The following is a 20216-nucleotide window of genomic DNA, read 5'->3' as shown; positions in this document are numbered from 1 at the left end:
CCGAGATCACCTCACCGCATTTCGTCCGGCGCGGTGACGCCCAACACCGCGAGGCCGGAGGCGATCACGCCCCGCAATGCCTCGACGAGGGCCAATCGTGCCCGTGTCGAGTTTCGATCGTTTTGATTAACAAACCGTAATTGCGGCAAGTCTTTGCCCTTGTTCCAGAAACCATGCAGGGAACTGGCCAACTCGTAGAGATAGAAGGCGACCCGGTGTGGTTCATGCGCCGAGGCCGCCGCCTCGATCACCCGCGGGTACTGGGCGATAAGCCGCATGATCTCGGCCTCGCCGGAATCGGTGAGCAGCGACAGGTCGGCCTCGCCGAGCAGGCCGTCCCGCGAAAAGTCCTCGGCCGGCATCGCCTCCCGGGCCTGGCGGAACACCGAGAAGCAGCGCGCATGGGCGTATTGCACGTAGAAGACCGGGTTGTCCTTGGACTGCTCGACCACCTTGGCGAGGTCGAAATCCAGGGTCGCGTCGTTCTTGCGGTAGAGCATCATGAAGCGAATCGCGTCGCGTCCGACCTCGTCGACCACCTCGGCCAGGGTGATGAACTCGCCGGAGCGTTTGGACATCTTCACGGGCTCGCCCGCGCGCAGAAGCCGCACGAGCTGGCACAGCTTGACGTCGAGGGTGGCGTGCCCGTCGCTCACCGCCTTCACCGCCGCCTGCATCCGCTTGACGTAGCCGCCGTGGTCGGCGCCGAGCACGTCGATGAGATCGGTGGCCCCGCGCTGAATCTTGGTCCGGTGATAGGCGATATCGGAGGCGAAATATGTGAACGACCCATCCGATTTCAGGAGGGGCCGATCGACGTCGTCGCCGAACTCCACCGTGCGGAACAGGGTCTGCTCGCGGTCCTCCCAATCCTCGGGCAGCTGGCCCTTGGGCGGCGGCAGGCGCCCCTCGTAGACCAGGCCCTTCGCGCGCAGTTCCGCCAGCAGGGCGGGCACCTCCGCCTTCAGGGTGGCTTCCGAGAAGAACACGTCGTGATGGATGCCGAGCCGCGCGAGGTCGCCCCGGATCAGATCCATCATCGCGGCGATGGCGAAGGCCCGCACGGGGGCAAGCCACTCGGATTCCGGCAGATCCAACAGGGCCCGGCCATGCGCCTCGGCGAGGGCCTTGCCCACGGGCACGAGGTAGTCGCCCGGATAGAGCCCGTCGGGCACCGGTCCGACCGCTTCACCGAGCGCCTCGCGGTAGCGCAGGAAGGCGGAGCGGGCGAGCACGTCCACCTGCGCGCCGGCATCGTTGATGTAGTATTCGCGCGTCACGTCGCGGCCCGAGGCCACGAGCAGGTTGGCGAGGGCATCGCCGAACACCGCGCCGCGGCCATGGCCCACATGCATCGGCCCGGTGGGGTTGGCCGAGACGTACTCGATATTGACCTTACCCCCCGGCATCGCGCCGCGCCCGTAGGCGTCGCCCTCGGTGAGCGCCGCCCGCACCACGGCGTGGAAGCTGGCGGGGGCCAGACGCAGGTTGATGAAGCCTGGCCCGGCCACGCTGGCCTCGACCACGTCCGCGTCCTTGCGCAATTCGGCCGCCAGCGCCTCGCCCAGCGCCTTGGGATTGGTCTTGGCCTCCTTGGCCAGCACCAGGGCGGCGTTGGTGGCGAGATCGCCATGGCTCGCATCGCGCGGCGGCTCCACCACCACGCGCGAGAAGTCGAGCCCCTCGGGCAGCTGCCCGGCCCGGATCAGACCCTGCACGGCAGCGCGCACGCGCGCCTCGAAGGTGGCGAAGATGTTCATGGTCGCTGACGAATCCGCTGGGGGCGGCCGTCCGGGGAACGGCCGCTGTCTCAAGCCGGCGGCATAGCAAGGGGGGGCACGGGTGTCACGGCTACTCCCCTCCCCGGCTCACGCCTCGGCGAGCGGCAGCCCCCGGCTCTCCGGGCTCCAATGCAGGTCGGGCGTGGTCGAAAACAGCCGCTTGTGGGCCAGAACCGCATAGGTGTCGGTCATGCCGGCGATGTAATCGGCCACCCGCCGGGCGATGCGGCCTTCGCTCGCGTCCTCGAGCCCGGCCGACCATTCCTCCGGCATCGCGCCGGGCTCGGCGGTGAACTTCCCGAACAGGTCGGCCACGATGATGTCGGCCTTGGCGCGCACGGCGAGCACACCGGGATGGCGATACATCCGGGCGAACAGGAAGGTCTTGATCGCCGCATCCGCCGCCGCGATGGCGGGGGAGAACGCGACGACGGCCCCTGAGGCCGCGCGGATGGCGGCGACGTCGTGCGGCGCCAGGGCGGCGATGCGGCGCCCGCTCTCGGCGATGACGTCCTCGACGAAGCGGGTGATCACCCGCCGGGCGAGTTCGTGAATCTTTCGCGATGGTTCGAGGTCGGGATGGAGGCCATCGATCTCGGCGAGGATCTCGGCGAGGAACGGCACCGCGGCGAGGTCGGCGAGGTCGAACAGACCGGCGCGCAGACCGTCGTCGAGGTCGTGGCTGTCATACGCGATATCATCGGCCAGCGCCGCCGCCTGCGCTTCCGGCCCGGCGAAACGCGCGAGTTCGAGGGCGTTCACGGCATCGTATTCGAGGATCGCCGCCGGAATGCCGCGCTCCGCCCAGCGCGGGGTCGGCGCCCCGTTCGCCTCCAGCAAGGGGCCGTTGTGCTTGACCAGACCCTCCAGCGTCTCCCAGGCGAGGTTGAGCCCGTCGAAGCCGGCATAGCGCCGCTCCAGGCGGGTGACGATGCGCAGGGCCTGGGCGTTGTGATCGAAGCCGCCATGGGCACGCATCAGTCCATCGAGGGCATCCTCGCCGGTATGGCCGAAGCAGGTGTGGCCGAGATCGTGGGAGAGGGCGAGCGCCTCGGCGAGATCCTCGTCGAGGCCGAGCGCGCGGGCAAGCGCGCGGGCGATCTGGCTCACCTCCAGGGTGTGGGTCAGGCGGGTGCGGTAATGGTCGCCCTCGTGGTGCACGAAGACCTGGGTCTTGTGCTTGAGGCGCCGGAAGGCGGAGGAATGGATGATGCGGTCGCGGTCGCGCTGGAAGTCGCTGCGCGTCGGCGAGGCCGCCTCCGGGATCAGCCGCCCGCGCGTGGCCCCCGGATCGCTGGCATATGGCGCCCTCCAGCGCTCTCCATTCTGCCGCACGTGATTCCCCCGTGTATTGCACGCGTTGCAGCGCGCGCCCCTGGCGCATATCTTGAGTGCCATAAAGCGTTTTCGCGCTGGGTGGACCCGGCCACCGCGAAGAAAACGCGACCATTGCGAAAACGCAGGGAGCCGTTGGCGTGCAAGCGCACACGGCTCCCGCGTCTCAGGCAAGTCGACGGACCGAGAACATCACGATGGCCGACATCACCCTGACCCCCCGCGCCGCCAAGCGCATCAACGAGATCATGGGGGCCGAGCCTCCGGGCGCGAGCCTGCGGATCAGCGTGAACGGAGGCGGCTGCTCGGGCTTCTCCTACGCCTTCGACATCGAGCGGGCGCGTGCCGACGACGACGTGGCGATCGAGCGCGACGGAGCCACCGTCCTCGTCGATCCGATGTCGCTCGAATACATGAGCGGATCGACCATCGACTTCGTGAACGACCTCATCGGGCAGTCGTTCAAGATCGAGAACCCGCTGGCCACCGCCTCCTGTGGCTGCGGCACGTCCTTTTCGCTTTGAAGGCGTTCTCGCCTTGAAGGTGTGGGCGGCCGGTGGACCGGAGGGCTGCGCCGGCACGCCGGGCGGCCGATGATTGCCTCTCCGCGCAAACTGCGGCACGGATGGCGCGTCGCGCCAGACCCGACCTCCGGCCTCCCCGTCCATCGATTTGTCTGGCCGCTGCCAAAGCGCCCTTCCGTCATCGCTCCGGATAAGCCCATGACCTGCTCGAAAGGCCGCCCCCTCCTGACCTGGGCGGCCGGCGCCTCGGCCTGCGTCCTCGTCCTGCTCGGTGCGGGGATACCCACCCTGTCCGGGCCGGCACAGGCACAGGAGGCGGCCTCCGCGGTGCAGGACGTGACCCTGCTCGATGTCACCATTCCGTTCGGCGACACCGCCCTGCGGGCGCCCCGGGTGACGGTGAGCGGCACCCGCCTGACGAAGGACGACCTCACCGCCCTGCTCAAGGCCGGCCCCGGCGAGCCCTGGCCGGCGCGCCTCGCCCGCCTCGACGCGACCTCCATCGCCATCCCCGAATTGCGGGTCGAGCGCACGGCCATGCCCGCCGCCCCGGTGGTGACGTATCGCGACGTGGTCGCCAAGGACGTGCGCGCCGGCCGGATCGCCGAGCTGACCGCGGCGGGTGCCGCGATCGTGGTGGACGGGGCCGGGCAGATGGGCACCGGCACCTATGGCCGCCTGCGGGCCACCGACCTCGACCTCACCGTGCTCGGTCGCCTCTATGGCGAGGCCGGCGACGGCAAGGGCGCCTTGCAGCGCATCTACGGCACGGTCTCGCTCGACGACATCGCCTATGTGAACGCCCGCGGCGGCGCCGTGAAGATCGCCCGGATCGAGGGGCGCGACCTGGCCGGGCGCCAGATTCCGGCGACCTGGACCGGGGCGCTGCAGGCGTTCATGGGCGTCGACTACGCCCATCTCGCCCCCGCCGAGCGCGCACGGCTGATGACCCTCGGCGCCGACCTCGCCGAGGCGGTCTCGATCGGGAGCCTGGAGGCGACGGGCCTCAGCGTTCAGGAGACCAAGCCGGGCGGCGCCCTCAACCTCGGGATCGCCCGGATGAGTCTGGCCGGCGCCGATGCGGCCCTCGAGAACGTGACCTTCACCGGCGCCGATGGGGCCAAGGGCCGGATGGCGCGGCTGGCCCTCAACGGCTTCTCGCTGGCCCCCACCCTCGCCACCCTGCGCAAGCTCGGCGCGGCCCCGGCCGAGCCGTCCGACGACGACCTGCGCCGCCTGACCCCGACGCTGGGCACCCTGGCGCTGACGGATCTGAGCCTCGACCTGCCCGCCCGTGCCGAGGCACCGCGCGATCCGCTGGCGAAACCCGGTCTGGACACGCCCGGCCTGGACAAGCCCGATAACGCGCCGCTGCATCTCGCCCTTCGCGACGGCACGATGAATTTCGGTCCGCCCCGCGACGGCGTGCCGGTGGCCGGGCGCGTCAGCCTGTCGGGGCTGACCCTGCCGGCCTCGGCGGTGGCGGGGGTGCCGGGCCTCGGCTCGCTCGGGCTCTACGGCTATCGCGACCTCGACCTGAACCTCGTGGCGGAGACCGCCTGGGACGAGACGGCCAAGGAGCTCAAGCTCAGCGAGATTTCGGTCTCGGGCAAGGACATGGGAACCTTGCGCATCAACGGCATGCTCGGCGGCATCGGCCCGGAGGTGTTCGATCCGGATGCCGGCGTCTCGGGCTTCGCCATGCTGTCGGCCACCGCCAAGGCGCTCGATCTCACCATCGAGAATACCGGCCTGTTCGAGCGCTTCATCGCGGCGCAATCGAAGGTGCTCAGCCTCAAGCCCGAGGAGCTGAAGCAGGAATACGTCACCGCCAGCGTCTACGGCGTGCCGGCGATCCTCGGAAACTCGCCCAGCGCCAAGGCGATCGGCGCGGCCATGGGCCAGTTCGTGACCAAGCCCGGCACGCTCTCGCTCAGCGTCAGGCCGAAGAACGGCACCGGCATCGGCATGCTGGAATTCGGCGCGGCGCCGACCCCCGCCGCCGTGCTCGACCGTCTGACCATCGACGCCAAGGCGAATTGAAGGCCGTCCGTCGGGTCAGGGCAGTTCGCGCACCACCACCCGCCCGCGCTCGGCCGACAGGGCGAGGCGGCCGCTCTTGAGGGCGAGGGCCTTCTCGCCGAACAGGGCCCGGCGCCAGCCGTGCAGCACCGGCACGTCGGCATGGTCGTCCTCGGCGATGGCTTCGAGGTCGTCCACGGTGGCGATGATCTTCGGGGCGACGCCCTCGGTCTCGCACACGGCCTTGAGCAGCACCTTGAGCAGTTCGACCAGCGCCCCGTTGCCGCCGCGGCTGCGGCTGCGCTCGGGCAGCGCGATGTCGGAGAGATCGCGGGCGAAGCCCCTCTCGACGGCGGCCAGGATGTCGGTGCCGGTGCGCGAGCGCTCGAAGCCGGCCGGAATCGACCGCAGCCGCCCGAGCGCCTCGACACTGCGCGGCGCGGAAGACGCGACGTCGATCACCGCCTCGTCCTTGAGGATGCGGCCGCGCGGGACGTTGCGGCTCTGCGCCTCGCGCTCGCGCCAGGCGGCGATCTCCATCAGCACGGCGATCTCGCGGGGCTTGCGCATCCGGCCCCCGAGCCGGCGCCAGGCCTGGCCCGGATCGGCCTTATAGGTCTCGGGCGAGGTGAGCACGCTCATCTCCTCGTCGAGCCACTCGCCCCGATCGGTGGAGAGGAGCTGGCCCGCCAGCACCTCGTAGACCTTCACCAGATGGGTGACGTCGGACAGCGCATAGCTCAGCTGTGCGTCGGAGAGCGGCCGGCGCGACCAGTCGGTGAACCGCGAGGACTTGTCGATCTTGGCCTTCGCCACGTCATTGACGAGTTGCTCGTAGGAGACCGAATCGCCGTAGCCGCACACCATCGCGGCGACCTGGGTGTCGAAGAACGGCTGCGGCAGCAGGCCCCCGAGGAGCCAGATGATCTCGAGGTCCTGGCGCGCCGAGTGGAACACCTTGACCACGCCCTCGTCGGCCATCAACGCGAAGAACGGCGCGAGGTCGAGCTCGGGCGCGAGCGGATCGACCAGGACCCCGGACCCGTCCGGCGCCGCCATCTGGATCAGGCAGAGCTTGGGGTAATAGGTCGTCTCGCGCATGAACTCCGTGTCGACGGTGACAAAGGATTGCGCGGCGAAGCGGGTGCAGGCGTCGGCGAGCGCCGCCGTGGTGTCGATCAGGTCCATGAAAATCGGCTATATCGAAGGTTGACACCGGAGGCGAGGGCGCGGGGCGCACGGGCGGTGGAATCAGCCTTGCCGCTCGGCCGCGCCACCCGCCTCAGCTTGACTTCCCCCCCCTCGCGTGAATGGTGCCGGGCTCATTCTCAAGAGCCCGTCATGCACCGTTACCGTACCCACACCTGCGGGGCGCTCCGCCCGTCCGACGTCGGCGAGACCATCCGCCTTTCCGGCTGGTGCCACCGCATCCGCGACCATGGCGGGGTGCTGTTCATCGATCTGCGCGACCATTACGGCCTGACGCAATGCGTGGTCGATTCCGATTCGAAAGCCTTCAAGGCGGCCGACATCGCCCGCTCCGAATGGGTGATCCGCATCGACGGCCGGGTCCGCACCCGGCCCGCCGGCACCGAGAATCCGGAACTGCCCACCGGCACCATCGAGGTCTATATCGACGATCTCGAAGTGCTCGGCCCGGCGGGCGAGTTGCCGGTGCCGGTCTTCGGCGACCAGGAATACCCGGAGGAGACCCGGCTCAAGTACCGCTTCCTCGACCTGCGCCGCGAGAAGCTGCACGCCAACATCATGAAGCGCGGTGCGATCATCGATTCGCTGCGCCGCCGCATGCGCGAGGGCGGGTTCTTCGAGTTCCAGACACCGATCCTGACGGCGTCGAGCCCCGAGGGCGCGCGCGACTATCTGGTACCGTCCCGCGTGCATCCGGGCAAGTTCTACGCGCTGCCGCAGGCCCCGCAGCAGTTCAAGCAGCTGACCATGATCGCGGGCTTCGACCGCTACTTCCAGATCGCGCCGTGTTTTCGCGATGAGGATGCACGCGCCGACCGGTCCCCGGGCGAGTTCTACCAGCTCGACATCGAGATGAGCTTCGTCACGCAGGAGGACGTGTTCCAGGCGGTGGAGCCCGTGCTGCGCAACGTCTTCGAGGAATTCGCCGACGGCAAGCGCGTCACCGGCACCTTCCCGCGCATCCCCTACGCCGAGGCGATGCTGAAATACGGCGTCGACAAGCCCGACCTGCGCAACCCGCTGATCATCGCCGACGTCACCGCGGAATTTTCCCGCGAGGACGTCGCCTTCAAGGCGTTCAAGGGCGTGATCGCATCAGGCGGCAAGGTCCGGGCGATCCCGGCGACGGGAGCCGCCTCCCAGTCGCGCTCGTTCTTCGACAAGCTCAACGATTTCGCCCGGTCCGAGGGCGCGCCGGGTCTCGGCTACATCATCTTCGAGGATGTCGACGGCGTGCTCACCGGCAAGGGGCCGATCGCCAAGTTCATCCCGGCCGAGGTCCAGGCGCTGATCGCCGAGAAGACCAGCACAAAGGCGGGGGACGCGGTGTTCTTCTCCGCCGGCACCGAGGCCAAGGCCGCGGCTCTGGCCGGCAAGGCCCGCATCCGCATCGGCGACGAACTGAACCTGTCCGACAAGGACCAGTTCGCGTTCTGCTGGATCACCGACTTCCCGATGTACGAGTGGAACGAGGACGACAAGAAGATCGATTTCTCCCACAACCCGTTCTCGATGCCGAACTTCGACCGGGAGGCGTTTTTGGCGCTGGACCCGAGCGAATCCGAAAAGATCCTCGGCATCAAGGCGTTCCAGTACGACATCGTCTGCAACGGCACCGAGCTCTCGTCCGGCGCCATCCGCAACCATCGCCCCGAGGTGATGCAGAAGGCGTTCGGCCTCGCCGGCTACGGCCAGGAAGTGCTGGAGGAGAAGTTTGGCGGCATGCTCAACGCGCTGAAGCTCGGCGCCCCGCCGCACGGCGGCATCGCTCCGGGAATCGATCGCATCGTCATGCTGCTCTGCAACGAGCAGAACCTGCGCGAGGTGGTGCTGTTCCCGATGAACCAGCGCGCCGAGGACCTGATGATGGGCGCGCCCGCCGAGGCGACCCCGAAGCAGCTGCGCGAACTCCATATCCGCCTGAACCTGCCCGAAAAGAGCGCCTGAGGCCCTCTCCGCACTGACCCGCGACCTCCCCCCTCTCGCGTTAGCGAGAAGGGGCAGGTCGCGACCGAACCTGGGAGACGTTGCGAGCCGTGTCGAGCCTCGTCGCCATCGTCGTCGCCCATGACAGCGCCCACGCCCTGCCCGAATGCCTCGCGGCGCTCGCCGCCGAGCACGTGGCCGCCATCGTCGTCGACAATGCGAGCCGGGACGCATCGGTGGCGGTGGCCGAGGCGGCGGGCGCCGAGGTGCTGCGCAACGTCCGTAACGAGGGCTACGGCCGGGCCAACAATTTCGGAATAGACGCCGCAAGCCAGGCCGAGCGGGTGCTGATCCTCAACCCCGACCTGATCCTGCAGCCCGGCGCCGTCGACGCACTTCTGGCCGCCGCCCGCGCCTATCCGGATGCGGGGCTGCTGGCCCCGCGCCTCGTGGAGCCGGACGGGCGCTTCTTCTACCAGCCGCGCTCGCTGCTCGCCCCCTACCTCACCAACCCGAAAGGCAAGCGCAGCCTGCCCGAGGGCGACGCCTGTGCGCCGTTCCTGTCCGGGGCCTGCCTGATGATCCGGCGCGACTTGTTCCTGGAACTCGGCGGCTTCGATCCGAACATCTTCCTGTTCTACGAGGATGACGACCTGTGCCGCCGCGTGGCCCAGGCCGGGCACGCCCTGGTCCACGTCCACGGCGCGCAGGCGCTGCACGGGCGGGGCCGCTCCTCGGCGCCGGAGCCCGGCCGGGTGTTTCGCACCCGCTGGCACCAGGCGTGGTCGCGCGCCTACGTCTCGCGAAAATACGGCCTCGCCGATCCGAGCCTCGTCACGCTGGCGATCAATGCGCCCAAGGCCGCGCTGGCGCGCCTCGCCTTCCAGTCGCGCCAATCGGAGCGTTACGGCGGCTCTGCCGCGGGCGCGCTGGCGGCCCTGCGCGGCCAAACCGCCCTGGCCCGCGAAGGACTGGCGTGATGCTCACCGTGCCGGAGGCCCTGGCGCACGCGGTGGCGCTGCTCGAGGCGGAGGGCTTCGCGGTGGTCGCCCGCAACACGCGGGGCGACAGCATCTACCTCAAGCCGGAAGGCTGCGCCTTCGCGCTCCGGATCTCGAACCACGATCGCACCCCGAAACAGCGCAAGAACCACCCGGATGCGATCGCCAGCCTGGTGATCCGCGACCGCAGGACGGAGGCGGGCGTGGCGGCACTGGTGACAGTGGCGGTGCGGAATTTCGCGGGCGAACGGCGGGTCCGGGAGGCGCAAGCCGCTCCAGTGGGCCTGTCGTGATCGGGAGATCGGGCCGACCGATCGGCTGGCGTTCAGCCCCGGCACGATCCGCGGCGATCGAGCCCGACTGGACATCGACGCCAGTCCCGCTGGAACGGGCGCCGATCTGAGCCGCCTCAGCCCGCCACCGGCTCATCGCGAAAATACGGCTCTACCGCGCCCTTGAGCTTCACCGTCATCGGGTTGCCGGCGCGGTCGAGGGTCTTGCCCGCCGAGAGGCGGACCCAGCCTTCGCTAACGCAGTATTCCTCGACATTGGTCTTCTCGACGCCCTTGAAGCGGATGCCGATGCCGCGTTCCAGGGTCTTCTCGTCGTAGAACGGGCTGTCGGGGTTCACCGCGAGACGGTCGGGAGGCGTGTCGGACATCGCATTCGGCCTTGAGATGGAAAGGTTTTCGCGGCAATCCGGTACGGGATTCAAGGCCCGCCTGCAACGCCGCTGGCCCGGAGGGCCCGCACCGCCGCCACCAGCTCGGCCGTGCGCCCGCTCTGCAGCAGCGGCACCAGCCCGGTGACGGCCGCGTGCGGCAGGTCCCACCAGGCGGTCTCGACGAGGGCCGCGACGGTGTCGGCATCGAAGCGGTGGCGCACCAGCCGGGCCGGATTTCCGGCGACCACCGCGTAGGGTGGCACGTCCCGGGTCACCACCGCGTGGGCCGCCACCACCGCCCCGTGGCCGAGGGTGACGCCGGACAGGATCAGGCAGCCCGACCCGAGCCAGACGTCGGAGCCGATGGTCACGTCGCCGCGCGAGGCGTGGTAATCGGCCGGCGCCTCGGCACCGGGCCACAGGCCGCGCATCGCCGCGAACGGGTAGGTTGAGGCCCAGTCGAGCCGGTGGTCGCCGCCGAGCAGGATCTCGACCTTGTCGGCGATGGAACAAAACCGGCCGATCGTCAGCATCCGCCCCGACTCGGCAAACCGCACCTTCGGACGGCCATAGGAATAGGCGCCGATGGTGAAACCATGGGTTTTGGCGAGGGGCCCCAGGTGGATCCGGGTCTCGTTGTTCGGGTTGCGCCCACTCCGCAGGCGGTGCAACAGGGTCTTCAACCGACGCACCCCGGTCTCCACCGGACAGGTGTTCCAGAGCGCGTGCAGCGCAGTTTCCAGGGAGTGAGGCCCATGGGCGATAACATGTCCGACGATCTCAAGTCCGGGGCGCTCGTCTACCACCGCCTTCCGCGTCCCGGAAAGCTCGAGATCCAGGCCACCAAGCCGCTCGGCAACCAGCGCGACCTCGCGCTTGCCTATTCGCCGGGCGTGGCCGCCGCCTGCATGGCGATCCACGAGGACCCGCAGGAAGCCGCCACCCTCACCATCCGGCAGAACCTCGTCGCCGTGCTCACCAACGGCACCGCGGTGCTGGGCCTCGGCAATATCGGCCCCCTGGCCTCCAAGCCGGTGATGGAGGGCAAGGCAGTCCTCTTCAAGAAGTTCGCCGGCATCGACGTGTTCGACATCGAGGTCGACCAGAACGACGTGTCCAAGCTCGTCGACGTGGTCTGCGCCCTGGAGCCGACCTTCGGCGGCATCAACCTCGAGGACATCAAGGCCCCCGAATGCTTCGAGGTCGAGGAGCAGTGCCGGGCGCGGATGACCATCCCGGTCTTCCATGACGACCAGCACGGCACCGCGATCATCGTGGCGGCCGCCGTCCTCAACGCGCTGGAACTCTCCGGCAAGCAGCTCTCCGACGTCCGCATCGTCACCTCGGGCGCCGGGGCGGCGGCGTTGGCCTGCCTCAACCTGCTGGTCTCCCTCGGCGCGCGGGTGGAGAACATCACCGTCACCGACATCAAGGGCGTGGTCTACAAGGGCCGGCCCGAGCTGATGGACCGCTGGAAAGACATCTACGCGCAGGAGACCGAAGCCCGGACGCTCGCCGAAGTCATCCCCGGCGCCGACGTGTTCATCGGCCTCTCGGCCGGCGGCGTGCTCAAGCCCGAATACCTCGAGAAGATGGCGGCGAACCCGCTCATCATGGCGCTCGCCAACCCCTACCCGGAGATCATGCCCGATCTGGCGCAGGAGAAGCGCCCCGACGCGATGATCTGTACCGGCCGGTCGGACTTTCCCAACCAGGTCAACAACGTCCTGTGTTTCCCCTACATTTTCCGGGGCGCGCTCGATGTCGGCGCCACCTCGATCAACGAGGAGATGAAGAAGGCCGCCGTGAAGGCGATCGCGGCGCTCGCCCGCGAGACCCCCTCCGACGTGGTCGCCCGCGCCTATGGTGGCGAGGCCCGGCCGTTCGGCCCGCGCTCGCTGATCCCGAGCCCGTTCGATCCGCGCCTGATCCTGAGGATCGCGCCCGCGGTGGCGCAGGCGGCGATGGATTCCGGCGTCGCCGGCCGGGCGCTCGAGAACATCCAGGCCTATACCGACAGCCTCGACCGCTTCGTCCACCGCTCCGGCTTCATCATGAAGCCGATCTTCACCAAGGCGAAGGAGAACCCCAAGCGCGTCATCTACGCCGAGGGCGAGGACGAGCGCGTGCTGCGCGCGGCGCAGGCCATCGTCGAGGACGGTGTGGCCAAGCCGATCCTGGTCGGCCGACCGCGGGTGATCGAGACCCGGATCAAGCGCTTCGGCCTCTCGATCAGGCAGGGCGTGGATTTCGACCTGATCGACCCCGAGGACGATCCGCGCTACCGCGAATACGTCGCCACCTACCTGGAGGCCGCCGGCCGCCGCGGGATCACGCCCGACGCCGCCCGCACCCTGGTGCGCACCAACTCCACGGTGATCGGCGCCATCGCCGTGCGCCGTGGCGAGGCCGATGCCCTGATCTGCGGCCTCGAGGGCCGGTTCGAGACGCGCCTGCGGGTGATCCGCGACGTGATCGGCCTCGCGCCCGGCATCCTCGACTTCGCCGCCATGAGCCTCATCGTCACGAAGGAAGGCGCGTACTTCCTCGCCGACACCCATGTCCGGCCCGACCCGACCGCCGAGGAGATCGCCGACGTGGCGGTCGCCTGCGCCGAGCACGTCCGCCGCTTCGGTCTCACCCCGAAGATCGCGCTGCTCAGCCATTCGGATTTCGGCCAGTCGGATTCGCGTTCGTCCGTCAAGATGCGCTCGGCGCTCGGCCTGATCCAGGCCCGCGAGCCGAGCCTGCAGGTCGACGGCGAGATGCAGGCCGACACCGCCCTCTCGGAGATGATCCGCGACCGGGTGATGCCGAGTTCGCACCTCAAGGGCGCGGCCAACGTGCTGATCATGCCGAACCTCGATGCGGCCAACATCGCGTTCCAGTTCGCCAAGGTGCTGGCCGACGCCCTCCCCGTCGGCCCGCTGCTGATCGGTCCGGCCAAACCCGCCCACATCCTGTCGCCCTCGGTGACGGCCCGCGGCATCGTCAACGTCACCGCCGCCGCAGTGGTGGAGGCGCAGGCCAGCGAAGTCGCCGCCATCACCGCCCTCGCCGAACCGGGCGCGGCACCGACCTCCGCCTGACCGTTCACGCAGTACGGACCATGAGAAAGGCCCCCGGATCGCTCCGGGGGCCTTTCTCGTAGGGCGGGTCGGTGAGGCCTCGATCCCTCCCCTTGCGGGGAGGGAAACACTCAGTAGCGACGCTCACCGTAGGCCAGCGCGGGGTCGACGGCGCCGAAGCGACCGCCGAGGAACGCGGCCAGAGCACCGAGGAGCAGGGCGAGCGAGGCGTAGAGGGCGCCCTGGGTCGCGGCGCTGCGGGTCGCCTCGGCGGCGGCGATGGCCTTCTTCTTGGCCTCGGCCACGGTCTGCTCGTACTGCTTGCGGTAGTCCTGGATCTGGGCCTTGGCCTGATCCGGCGAGATGCCCTGCGCCTTGGCGAGGGCATCGGTGGCACGCTGCTCGGCCTGGGCCTGCTGCGCGGCGTCGCCCGAGAGGTAGGCGCGCACGGCCTGGCCGGCCGCGTCACGCAGGGCTGCCGGGTCCTGGCCGCCGCTGGCTTGGCGGACCTGGCTTTCGATCCCGTCGAGGGGGTTCGAGAGCTTGGTCAGCGACGGTGCCGCAGCCTGCGCCGCCGTCTGGACCGTCCCGCCGACCGCCGAACCGGCACCGCCGAGAACGCTGGTGAGACCGCCGAAGGCGCCGCCGAGGATACCGCCGACAGCCGAGGTCAGCAGGTAGACGATGACGAGGGTGGTCACGGCCCAGGAGACGAGACCGTGATAGCCGCTGGTGCCAGCGGCGGGCTTGCCCGAGAGCCGGCCGGCGAGGAAGCCGCCGAGCAGCGAGGCGACGATGCCGGAGACGACGAACCAGATGCCGGCGCCGCTGGACAGGGTGGCGGCGGTGGGCGTGTCGTTGCCGGTGGGATTGAGCGTCGAGAGACCGATGCCGAGCCCGATCAGGTTGAGGATCATCTGGGCCACGAGCGCGGCGACGGCACCGGCGAAGATGGCGCCCCAGGAGACCTGGTTCAGCAGAACCGTGCGGGCTTCGACGGTAGGGGTCGCCGCAGCGATGGACGTGGGTTTGGACGAGGTGGCCAAGAACGAACTCCTGATGAGAGCGATGTCGTGTTTCGGACAAAGGATTGGGGTGGGCGCCCGTCCGAGGCCGCACGAACAGAGCTTCCGGAGATCGCGGAAACGTCGTGCCAAGATGCCTGACCGGGGACCATGTCCCGACCGATCGGTCGGGACAGCGCCCATCAACGTCCGATGCCACGAATTGTTCTGGTGTTTTTCGACCAATCGACCGGAAAAGCCGGGCTACGGACAGACCTGTCCGTCCGTGTGGACGGTGTCCGCGGCTGGCCCTGCGGCGATGCGATGGTCGCGCGCGATCCGGATCACGCACATCGAGGACTCCCACGATCCGGTGGGGCCGGGAGCCGGCGCGTCATGCGGCGCTGCATGCTCAAGCATGGCCGCAGCCTTGCATACACGATGCCCTGAGAAACAGCCTCAGGGAGACACGGCATGTGCCGCGGGGACGATCCGAATTGCGCCGGCTTCGCGGAACACCGCCGCCGATTCCTGAGCGACCTGGCGCCCGAGCGGCGCGCCTTTCTCAAGAGCGGCTTCGTTGCGACCGGCGGCGCGGCGGCGCTTGCCGCGGGCGGCTTCAGCCTGGCCGGCCCGGCGGCCGCGCAGGCGAGCGCCAAAGGCGCGCTCAAGCAGACGGCGCATCACAACCTGCCGGCCACGGCCGAGACGGTGCATTGGGGCTATTTCAGCCGCAGCCTGAAACCGCAGGTCGAGATCGAATCCGGCGACTACGTCACCATCGAAACCCTGACCCACCATGCCAACGACGATGCCGAGCGCATGGTGACGGGGGATACCGGCGCCGAGAGTGTGTTTCTCTGGACAAAGGACAAGAAGGGCGTGCCCCGGCGCGGCGCCGGTCCGGAAGATGCGAAGTTCGGTCCCGGTGGTGGCCTCGGCGTCCACATCTGCACCGGCCCGGTGGCGATCCGCGGCGCCGAGCCCGGCGACGTGCTGGAGGTCCGCATCCTCGACGTGGCACCCCGCCCCTGCGCCAACCCGGCCTTTCGCGGACGGACCTTCGGCAGCAACGCGGCGGCCAATTGGGGCTACCATTACAAGGACATGATCACCGGCGACCGGCCGCGGGAGGTGGTGACGATCTACGAGGTCGACGCCACCGGTGGCCGCGACTGGGCGCAGGCGGTCTACAATTTCCGCTGGCCGGGCGTGACCGACCCCTACGGCGTCGCGCACCCGACCATCGACTATCCGGGCCTGCCGGTGGACCACACCAAAACCACGCGCAACTTCGACGTCCTCAAGGGATTTCGCGTACCCATCCGCCCGCATTTCGGCACGATGGGCCTCGCGCCCAAGGAGGCCGAGATGGTGAACTCGATTCCCCCGAGCTACACCGGCGGCAACATCGACAATTGGCGCATCGGCAAGGGCGCGACCCTGTACTTTCCGGTGGCCGTGCCCGGCGCCCTGTTCTCGGTGGGTGATCCGCATGCGAGCCAGGGCGATTCCGAATTGTGCGGCACCGCCATCGAATGTTCGCTCACGGGGACCTTCCAGTTCATCCTGCACAAGAAGGGTGATCTGGCCGGCACCGCCCTGGAGACCCTCGACTTCCCGATGATCGAGACCGGCGACGAATGGGTGCTGTCGGGCTTCAGCTACCCGAACTACCTCGCCGATCTCGGCCCCGACGCGCAGAGCGCGATCTTCGCCAAATCCTCCATCGACCTCGCCATGCGCGACGCCTTCCGCAAGATGCGCCAGTTCCTGATGCACGGGCACGGGCTCACCGAGGACGAAGCGATCTCGCTGATGTCCATCGCGGTGGATTTCGGAATCACCCAGGTGGTGGACGGCAACTGGGGCGTCCACGCCATCGTGAAGAAGGCGATCTTTCCGATGCGAGCGGTGTAATACCGGGTCTCGACGAGGCCCCCCCCGGCCCCCGTTTCCGGGGGGGCCTTTTGGATTCCGATCCGTGAGACGGAGGACGACGCGGTCGTCGGATCGACTCCGACCACAGCGCGCCGCGTTCTATCATTCTACCCGGTATTTTACTGCGGGATTTTTCCCATCTTATAACTGTTACAAATATAAGATGTTGCATGTCCGTGACATCGACAGGCGACAGCGGATCTATGCCACATTTTTTGCTGATCTTGCATTGTAAGCGTCGCCATCCATCGGGTAGCGCATCTCATAGGCTGCTTCAGGGCGGCTGCTATATGAGAATGCTTCTAAATCATGACTTTGCGTTGCAAGACGAGATCGTCCGCCGCCAGACATTTTCTCGGCGGCGTCTCGGTCTCCCTCCTCGGCGGTTTGAGCGGCCTGGCACCGCTCCCCGTCGCCGCACAGCCGGAGGTGTCCGGGAGCGGCACCGTCGCCCTCGATGAACTGAGCGTCGCGGGAACCGGCCTCGGGGTCGAGCGCGCGAACGGTCCGGTGGTCGGCTACCGTGCCACGCGCTCGGGCACGGGGACGCGAACCGACACGGCCCTGCGGGATGCGCCGCAATCGGTTCAGGTCATGCCGCGGGAGGTTCTCGTCGATCAGCAGGACATCCGCCTCGCGGATGCGCTCACCAACGTCAGCAACGTGCAGGCGGCCGGCACCCTCCAGGGGCGGACCGAGACCTACAACATCCGTGGCTTCAACACCCAGACGGGTGCCGTCGATGGCGTGCTCCTGAACCAGTCCAGCAACTTCTTCACCACCACCCGCGACCTCGCCGACGTGGAGCGCGTCGAGGTGCTGAAGGGGCCGGCCTCGGTCCTGTTCGGGCGCGGCGATCCCGGCGGCCTCATCAACATCGTCACCCGCCAGCCCACCCTGATCCCGTCGGGCGATGCGACGCTCCAGGGCGGCAGCTTCGGCTTCCGGCGCGTTCAGGGTTCGGTGTCGAGCGCGATCCCGAGCATCGACGGGCTCGCCGGCCGCCTCAGCTTCGCGGCCCAGACCGATCCGACCTTCCGCAATTACGGTGGCCGCGACAATTCACGGTTCTTCGTCGCCCCGGCCTTCACCTACGTGCCGACCCCCGACACGCGGATTTCTTTCCTCGGCGAATTCACCCGCCAGGACAGCCAGTACGACGAGGGACTGATCGCGCGGAACGGCCGGGTGCCGCTCGACAACCTCTCGCGTTATTACGGCGAGCCCTTCGCGCGCTACAACGCCACGTCGAACTTCACGACCCTGCGCATCGAGCACGACGTCAACGCCAACATCACCCTGCGGCAGGTACTGAACGTCCAGTGGGGCGCGTTCGACCAGTTCGTGGTGCGGGCCACCGGCGTCAACGCCGCCGGGACCCTGGTTCAGCGCCGCGATACCGCGACGGATTCGACCTACGCGGCGGTGGATTCGCAGAGCGAGATCGTGGCCAAGTTCGGCCTCTTCGGCGTCCAGCACACGGCGCTGCTCGGCTACGAATACACCAACGGCTACCGGCACTCCTACACCACGCAAGGCCTCATCGGCTCGGTGAGCTTCCTCAACCCGATGTTCGGGGCGATCCCGGGCGCGCTCTCCCTGCAGGGCGACCTCAAGCAGAAGAACGAGTTGCACGGCGTCTACCTGCAGGACCAGATCGACCTCGGCCTCGGCCTGCAACTCGTGGTCGGCGCCCGCTTCGATTTCGGCACGCAGTTCTACTTCAACCGCCTGCCGGCCTCACGCACGATCCCGCCGGAGCAGGATCTGTTCGGGGCGACCCCGCGGATCGGCCTGATCTACCGGCCGATCGAGCCGCTGACGCTCTATGCGAGCTACGCGAACTCGTTCAAGCCGCAGACCGCCAACATCCTCGGCGCCGTCAACCCGGCACCCGAGACGGGCGTGCAATACGAGGTCGGCGCGCGTCTCGATCTGATCCCCGAGAAGCTCACCCTGAGCGGGGCGGCGTTCTCGATCACCCGCGCCAACGTCGCCGCCTCCGATCCGGCCAATACCGGCTTCTCCGTCGTCACCGGCGAGCAGCGGGCGGACGGAGTCGAAACGGATCTGGCCGGCGAGATCCTGCCCGGCTGGAAGATGATCGCCAGCGCCGGCTATCTCGACGCGCGGATCACCAAGGACACGACCTTCACGGTGGGCAACCGGCTGGTGGGCGTGCCGAGCTTCAGCGGCAGCCTGTGGTCGACCTACCAGGTCCAGGGCGGCGAGTTCCGCGGCTGGGGCTTCGGCGGCGGCGTGGTCCTGGTCGGGCGCCGCACCGGCGACCTCAACAACAGCTACACGGTGGCGGGCTACGCGCGCTTCGACGCGACGGTGTTCTACGACATCGACGCGCGCTATCGCTTCGCCGTGAACCTGCGCAACCTCACCAACGCGCGCTACATCGAGCAGCCCTACAACCAGTTCAACAACGCCCCCGGCGCCCCGCTCTCGATCCTGGCGTCGATCACCGCGCGGATGTGAGAGGGCCGCTCTCGCCCTGCCCGACCGGCCGCATCCCCGAATCCACCACGCGAAACATCCAGTGTTATGCAGCAATCTCACCTAAAATCGTTGAGGTAAGCTTTGAGGGAACCGTAGGAAGATTCCGGTTTTTACAACGAGCATTTTAGAACAATCTTCCAAAATCAGGCGGCTTGCCAAACTTGGCCTTATCCAAAGGGTTTTCGCGCGTGCGCGAAGCGCGTCAAAGGCCTGCTGTCGATAGCCGCTTCTTCTAAATTTCGGATTTCCCATCCTGTTGCTGGCGAGCATGCGCTGCCAAGCCGTCTTGACTCTGCTCAAACTGGGACAGGAGCCATCGAGTCCGTTAACGACTCGCAAACCAAGCGCAAAGAGAGGCGGACGCGCGTAAAAGTGTTGTCGACTTCCTGTGGGCTCTTGTGGATTGGAGTCCAGCAGTCTATTAAGAGTCAGTGGCGGCGTTGTGCCGATCATGGCGGGACAAATGGCCAGCTTAGAGGACATCATCAGGGCCGCATGGCCTCCAGTAAAAAGGCGGTTACAAGAGCTTGAGCAGCGTCGTCAGCAGATGACGTATGACCTCAAGGCTCTGGAGTCCGAGCTTGAGGAAGCTAAGCGTGAATACGATCTGGTCGTTGATACCGCTACGAAGATGGGCTTTGACCCAGACATGCCTAAGGTCAATAAAAATGGAGAGCCGCTTCTAACGGATAGCTACCCACTTGGATCTGTCACAATCAAGCAAGCCGCTCGTCTAACTCTTGATGCCTTCCCTTCCGGGCTGGACTCAGCAGATCTGCTTGCTGCGCTTAGCGGACGCTATTTCGAAGGAAAGTTGGAGCGGACAAGCTTCAGCCCGCAGCTGAGCCGGATGAGTCAATCCGAGGAGGTTGAGCAAAAGAATTCAGTTTGGGTCCTGACGGATAAGGGTCGAGCAATCATGGCTAAGCAGCCGATGCTCCCCTACCGGGCGGACCCTAAAACGAATGAGACCGCAGATGCGGGCGCATCGACGGTCTCAGATGCCGCCTCAGCTAAAAACTGAGGTTTATTCCACCCCGCGTCCTACCCGGCGCAAACGAAGGAGAACGTCATGGTTGGCCACCATGCTCTTAGAAGAGGATGATGGAACGGGCCGATGCGTCAACACCGGCCCGTTCCAGAACCTCCACAACCAAACGCTTTCCGGCTCGAAGAACGATCAGACTGCGCAGGCCCAACAGTTCCTTAAGTCGCATCTTTGGTCGTCATCTT

The 20216-nt window shown here is 67.8% G+C and carries 15 protein-coding genes; 9 read left to right on the top strand and 6 right to left on the bottom strand.

What is annotated here, in order from left to right; all coding sequences use genetic code 11:
- Positions 1 to 11 precede the first annotated feature (11 nt).
- Together argS and G3T14_RS04145 are read right to left on the bottom strand one after the other, a co-directional pair.
- Positions 12 to 1760 carry an arginine--tRNA ligase gene (gene argS / locus G3T14_RS04150; RefSeq protein WP_163640327.1) on the bottom strand — a complete coding sequence of 583 codons (1749 nt, stop codon included), beginning with the start codon at positions 1758 to 1760 and terminating at the stop codon, positions 12 to 14.
- Positions 1761 to 1868: 108 nt separating this feature from the next.
- Positions 1869 to 3116: a deoxyguanosinetriphosphate triphosphohydrolase gene (locus G3T14_RS04145; protein ID WP_348645206.1), complete on the bottom strand. Its 1248-nt coding sequence runs from the start codon at positions 3114 to 3116 to the stop codon at positions 1869 to 1871.
- A gap of 197 nt (positions 3117 to 3313) precedes the next feature.
- Here G3T14_RS04145 and erpA point away from each other — a divergent pair, with 197 nt between their 5' ends.
- Together erpA and G3T14_RS04135 are read left to right on the top strand one after the other, a co-directional pair.
- The gene (erpA, locus tag G3T14_RS04140; RefSeq protein ID WP_163640324.1) at positions 3314 to 3640 is read left to right on the top strand and encodes an iron-sulfur cluster insertion protein ErpA; all 327 of its coding nucleotides are present in this window, start codon (positions 3314 to 3316) and stop codon (positions 3638 to 3640) included.
- 198 nt (positions 3641 to 3838) lie between these two features.
- Positions 3839 to 5683 carry a hypothetical protein gene (locus G3T14_RS04135; RefSeq protein ID WP_163640322.1) on the top strand — a complete coding sequence of 615 codons (1845 nt, stop codon included), beginning with the start codon at positions 3839 to 3841 and terminating at the stop codon, positions 5681 to 5683.
- Positions 5684 to 5698: 15 nt separating this feature from the next.
- On the opposite strand, the gene rnd is transcribed toward G3T14_RS04135, so the two are convergent.
- Positions 5699 to 6850 (bottom strand): ribonuclease D, encoded by a 1152-nt coding sequence (gene rnd, locus G3T14_RS04130; protein ID WP_163640320.1) that lies wholly within the window; start codon positions 6848 to 6850, stop codon positions 5699 to 5701.
- Between the two features lie 153 nt (positions 6851 to 7003).
- Between rnd and aspS the strand changes: the two genes are divergently transcribed.
- From aspS to G3T14_RS04115, 3 genes are all read left to right on the top strand, one after another.
- Entirely contained in the window at positions 7004 to 8818 is a 1815-nt protein-coding gene (gene aspS, locus G3T14_RS04125; RefSeq protein ID WP_163640318.1) for an aspartate--tRNA ligase, read from the top strand.
- Between the two features lie 89 nt (positions 8819 to 8907).
- Entirely contained in the window at positions 8908 to 9777 is an 870-nt protein-coding gene (locus tag G3T14_RS04120) for a glycosyltransferase family 2 protein (protein ID WP_163640316.1), read from the top strand.
- Positions 9777 to 10091, top strand: a complete 315-nt coding sequence (locus G3T14_RS04115; RefSeq protein WP_163640314.1) for a hypothetical protein — start codon at positions 9777 to 9779, stop codon at positions 10089 to 10091. The genes G3T14_RS04120 and G3T14_RS04115 overlap by 1 nt, the downstream gene beginning before the upstream one ends.
- A gap of 116 nt (positions 10092 to 10207) precedes the next feature.
- Here G3T14_RS04115 and G3T14_RS04110 read toward each other — a convergent pair whose 3' ends face one another.
- The gene (locus tag G3T14_RS04110) at positions 10208 to 10459 is read right to left on the bottom strand and encodes a DUF3297 family protein (RefSeq protein ID WP_163640312.1); all 252 of its coding nucleotides are present in this window, start codon (positions 10457 to 10459) and stop codon (positions 10208 to 10210) included.
- A gap of 50 nt (positions 10460 to 10509) precedes the next feature.
- Entirely contained in the window at positions 10510 to 11133 is a 624-nt protein-coding gene (locus tag G3T14_RS04105) for a CatB-related O-acetyltransferase (RefSeq protein WP_163640490.1), read from the bottom strand.
- Between the two features lie 84 nt (positions 11134 to 11217).
- Here G3T14_RS04105 and G3T14_RS04100 point away from each other — a divergent pair, with 84 nt between their 5' ends.
- Positions 11218 to 13551, top strand: a complete 2334-nt coding sequence (locus tag G3T14_RS04100; RefSeq protein ID WP_163640310.1) for an NADP-dependent malic enzyme — start codon at positions 11218 to 11220, stop codon at positions 13549 to 13551.
- Between the two features lie 110 nt (positions 13552 to 13661).
- Here G3T14_RS04100 and G3T14_RS04095 read toward each other — a convergent pair whose 3' ends face one another.
- Entirely contained in the window at positions 13662 to 14576 is a 915-nt protein-coding gene (locus G3T14_RS04095; protein ID WP_204262619.1) for a PhnA-like protein, read from the bottom strand.
- 432 nt (positions 14577 to 15008) lie between these two features.
- On the opposite strand from G3T14_RS04095, the gene G3T14_RS04090 reads away from it, so the two are divergent.
- From G3T14_RS04090 to G3T14_RS04080, 3 genes are all read left to right on the top strand, one after another.
- Complete coding sequence (locus G3T14_RS04090; RefSeq protein ID WP_163640308.1) at positions 15009 to 16454, top strand: acetamidase/formamidase family protein; 1446 nt, start codon at positions 15009 to 15011, stop codon at positions 16452 to 16454.
- 330 nt (positions 16455 to 16784) lie between these two features.
- A complete protein-coding gene (locus G3T14_RS04085) occupies positions 16785 to 18962 on the top strand; it encodes a TonB-dependent siderophore receptor (RefSeq protein WP_163640306.1) in 2178 nt (725 codons plus the stop codon).
- A gap of 472 nt (positions 18963 to 19434) precedes the next feature.
- Positions 19435 to 20007 (top strand): hypothetical protein, encoded by a 573-nt coding sequence (locus tag G3T14_RS04080; RefSeq protein ID WP_204262618.1) that lies wholly within the window; start codon positions 19435 to 19437, stop codon positions 20005 to 20007.
- The last annotated feature ends 209 nt before the right edge of the window (positions 20008 to 20216 follow it).

The sequence above is a fragment of the Methylobacterium sp. BTF04 genome (assembly GCF_010692745.1).
GTDB lineage: Bacteria > Pseudomonadota > Alphaproteobacteria > Rhizobiales > Beijerinckiaceae > Methylobacterium.
The sequence above is the reverse complement of the archived record's forward strand: the minus strand, read 5'-3'. Positions and strand labels throughout refer to the sequence as shown.

Bases quoted from the DNA above. Each gene is read 5' to 3' on its own strand.
- argS (WP_163640327.1), bottom strand. From the start codon at position 1,760: ATGAACATCTTCGCCACCTTCGAGGCGCGCGTGCGCGCTGCCGTGCAG.
- erpA (WP_163640324.1), top strand. From the start codon at position 3,314: ATGGCCGACATCACCCTGACCCCCCGCGCCGCCAAGCGCATCAACGAG.
- G3T14_RS04135 (WP_163640322.1), top strand. From the start codon at position 3,839: ATGACCTGCTCGAAAGGCCGCCCCCTCCTGACCTGGGCGGCCGGCGCC.
- rnd (WP_163640320.1), bottom strand. From the start codon at position 6,850: ATGGACCTGATCGACACCACGGCGGCGCTCGCCGACGCCTGCACCCGC.
- aspS (WP_163640318.1), top strand. From the start codon at position 7,004: ATGCACCGTTACCGTACCCACACCTGCGGGGCGCTCCGCCCGTCCGAC.
- G3T14_RS04115 (WP_163640314.1), top strand. From the start codon at position 9,777: ATGCTCACCGTGCCGGAGGCCCTGGCGCACGCGGTGGCGCTGCTCGAG.
- G3T14_RS04110 (WP_163640312.1), bottom strand. From the start codon at position 10,459: ATGTCCGACACGCCTCCCGACCGTCTCGCGGTGAACCCCGACAGCCCG.
- G3T14_RS04100 (WP_163640310.1), top strand. From the start codon at position 11,218: ATGGGCGATAACATGTCCGACGATCTCAAGTCCGGGGCGCTCGTCTAC.
- G3T14_RS04090 (WP_163640308.1), top strand. From the start codon at position 15,009: ATGTGCCGCGGGGACGATCCGAATTGCGCCGGCTTCGCGGAACACCGC.
- G3T14_RS04085 (WP_163640306.1), top strand. From the start codon at position 16,785: ATGACTTTGCGTTGCAAGACGAGATCGTCCGCCGCCAGACATTTTCTC.
- G3T14_RS04080 (WP_204262618.1), top strand. From the start codon at position 19,435: ATGGCGGGACAAATGGCCAGCTTAGAGGACATCATCAGGGCCGCATGG.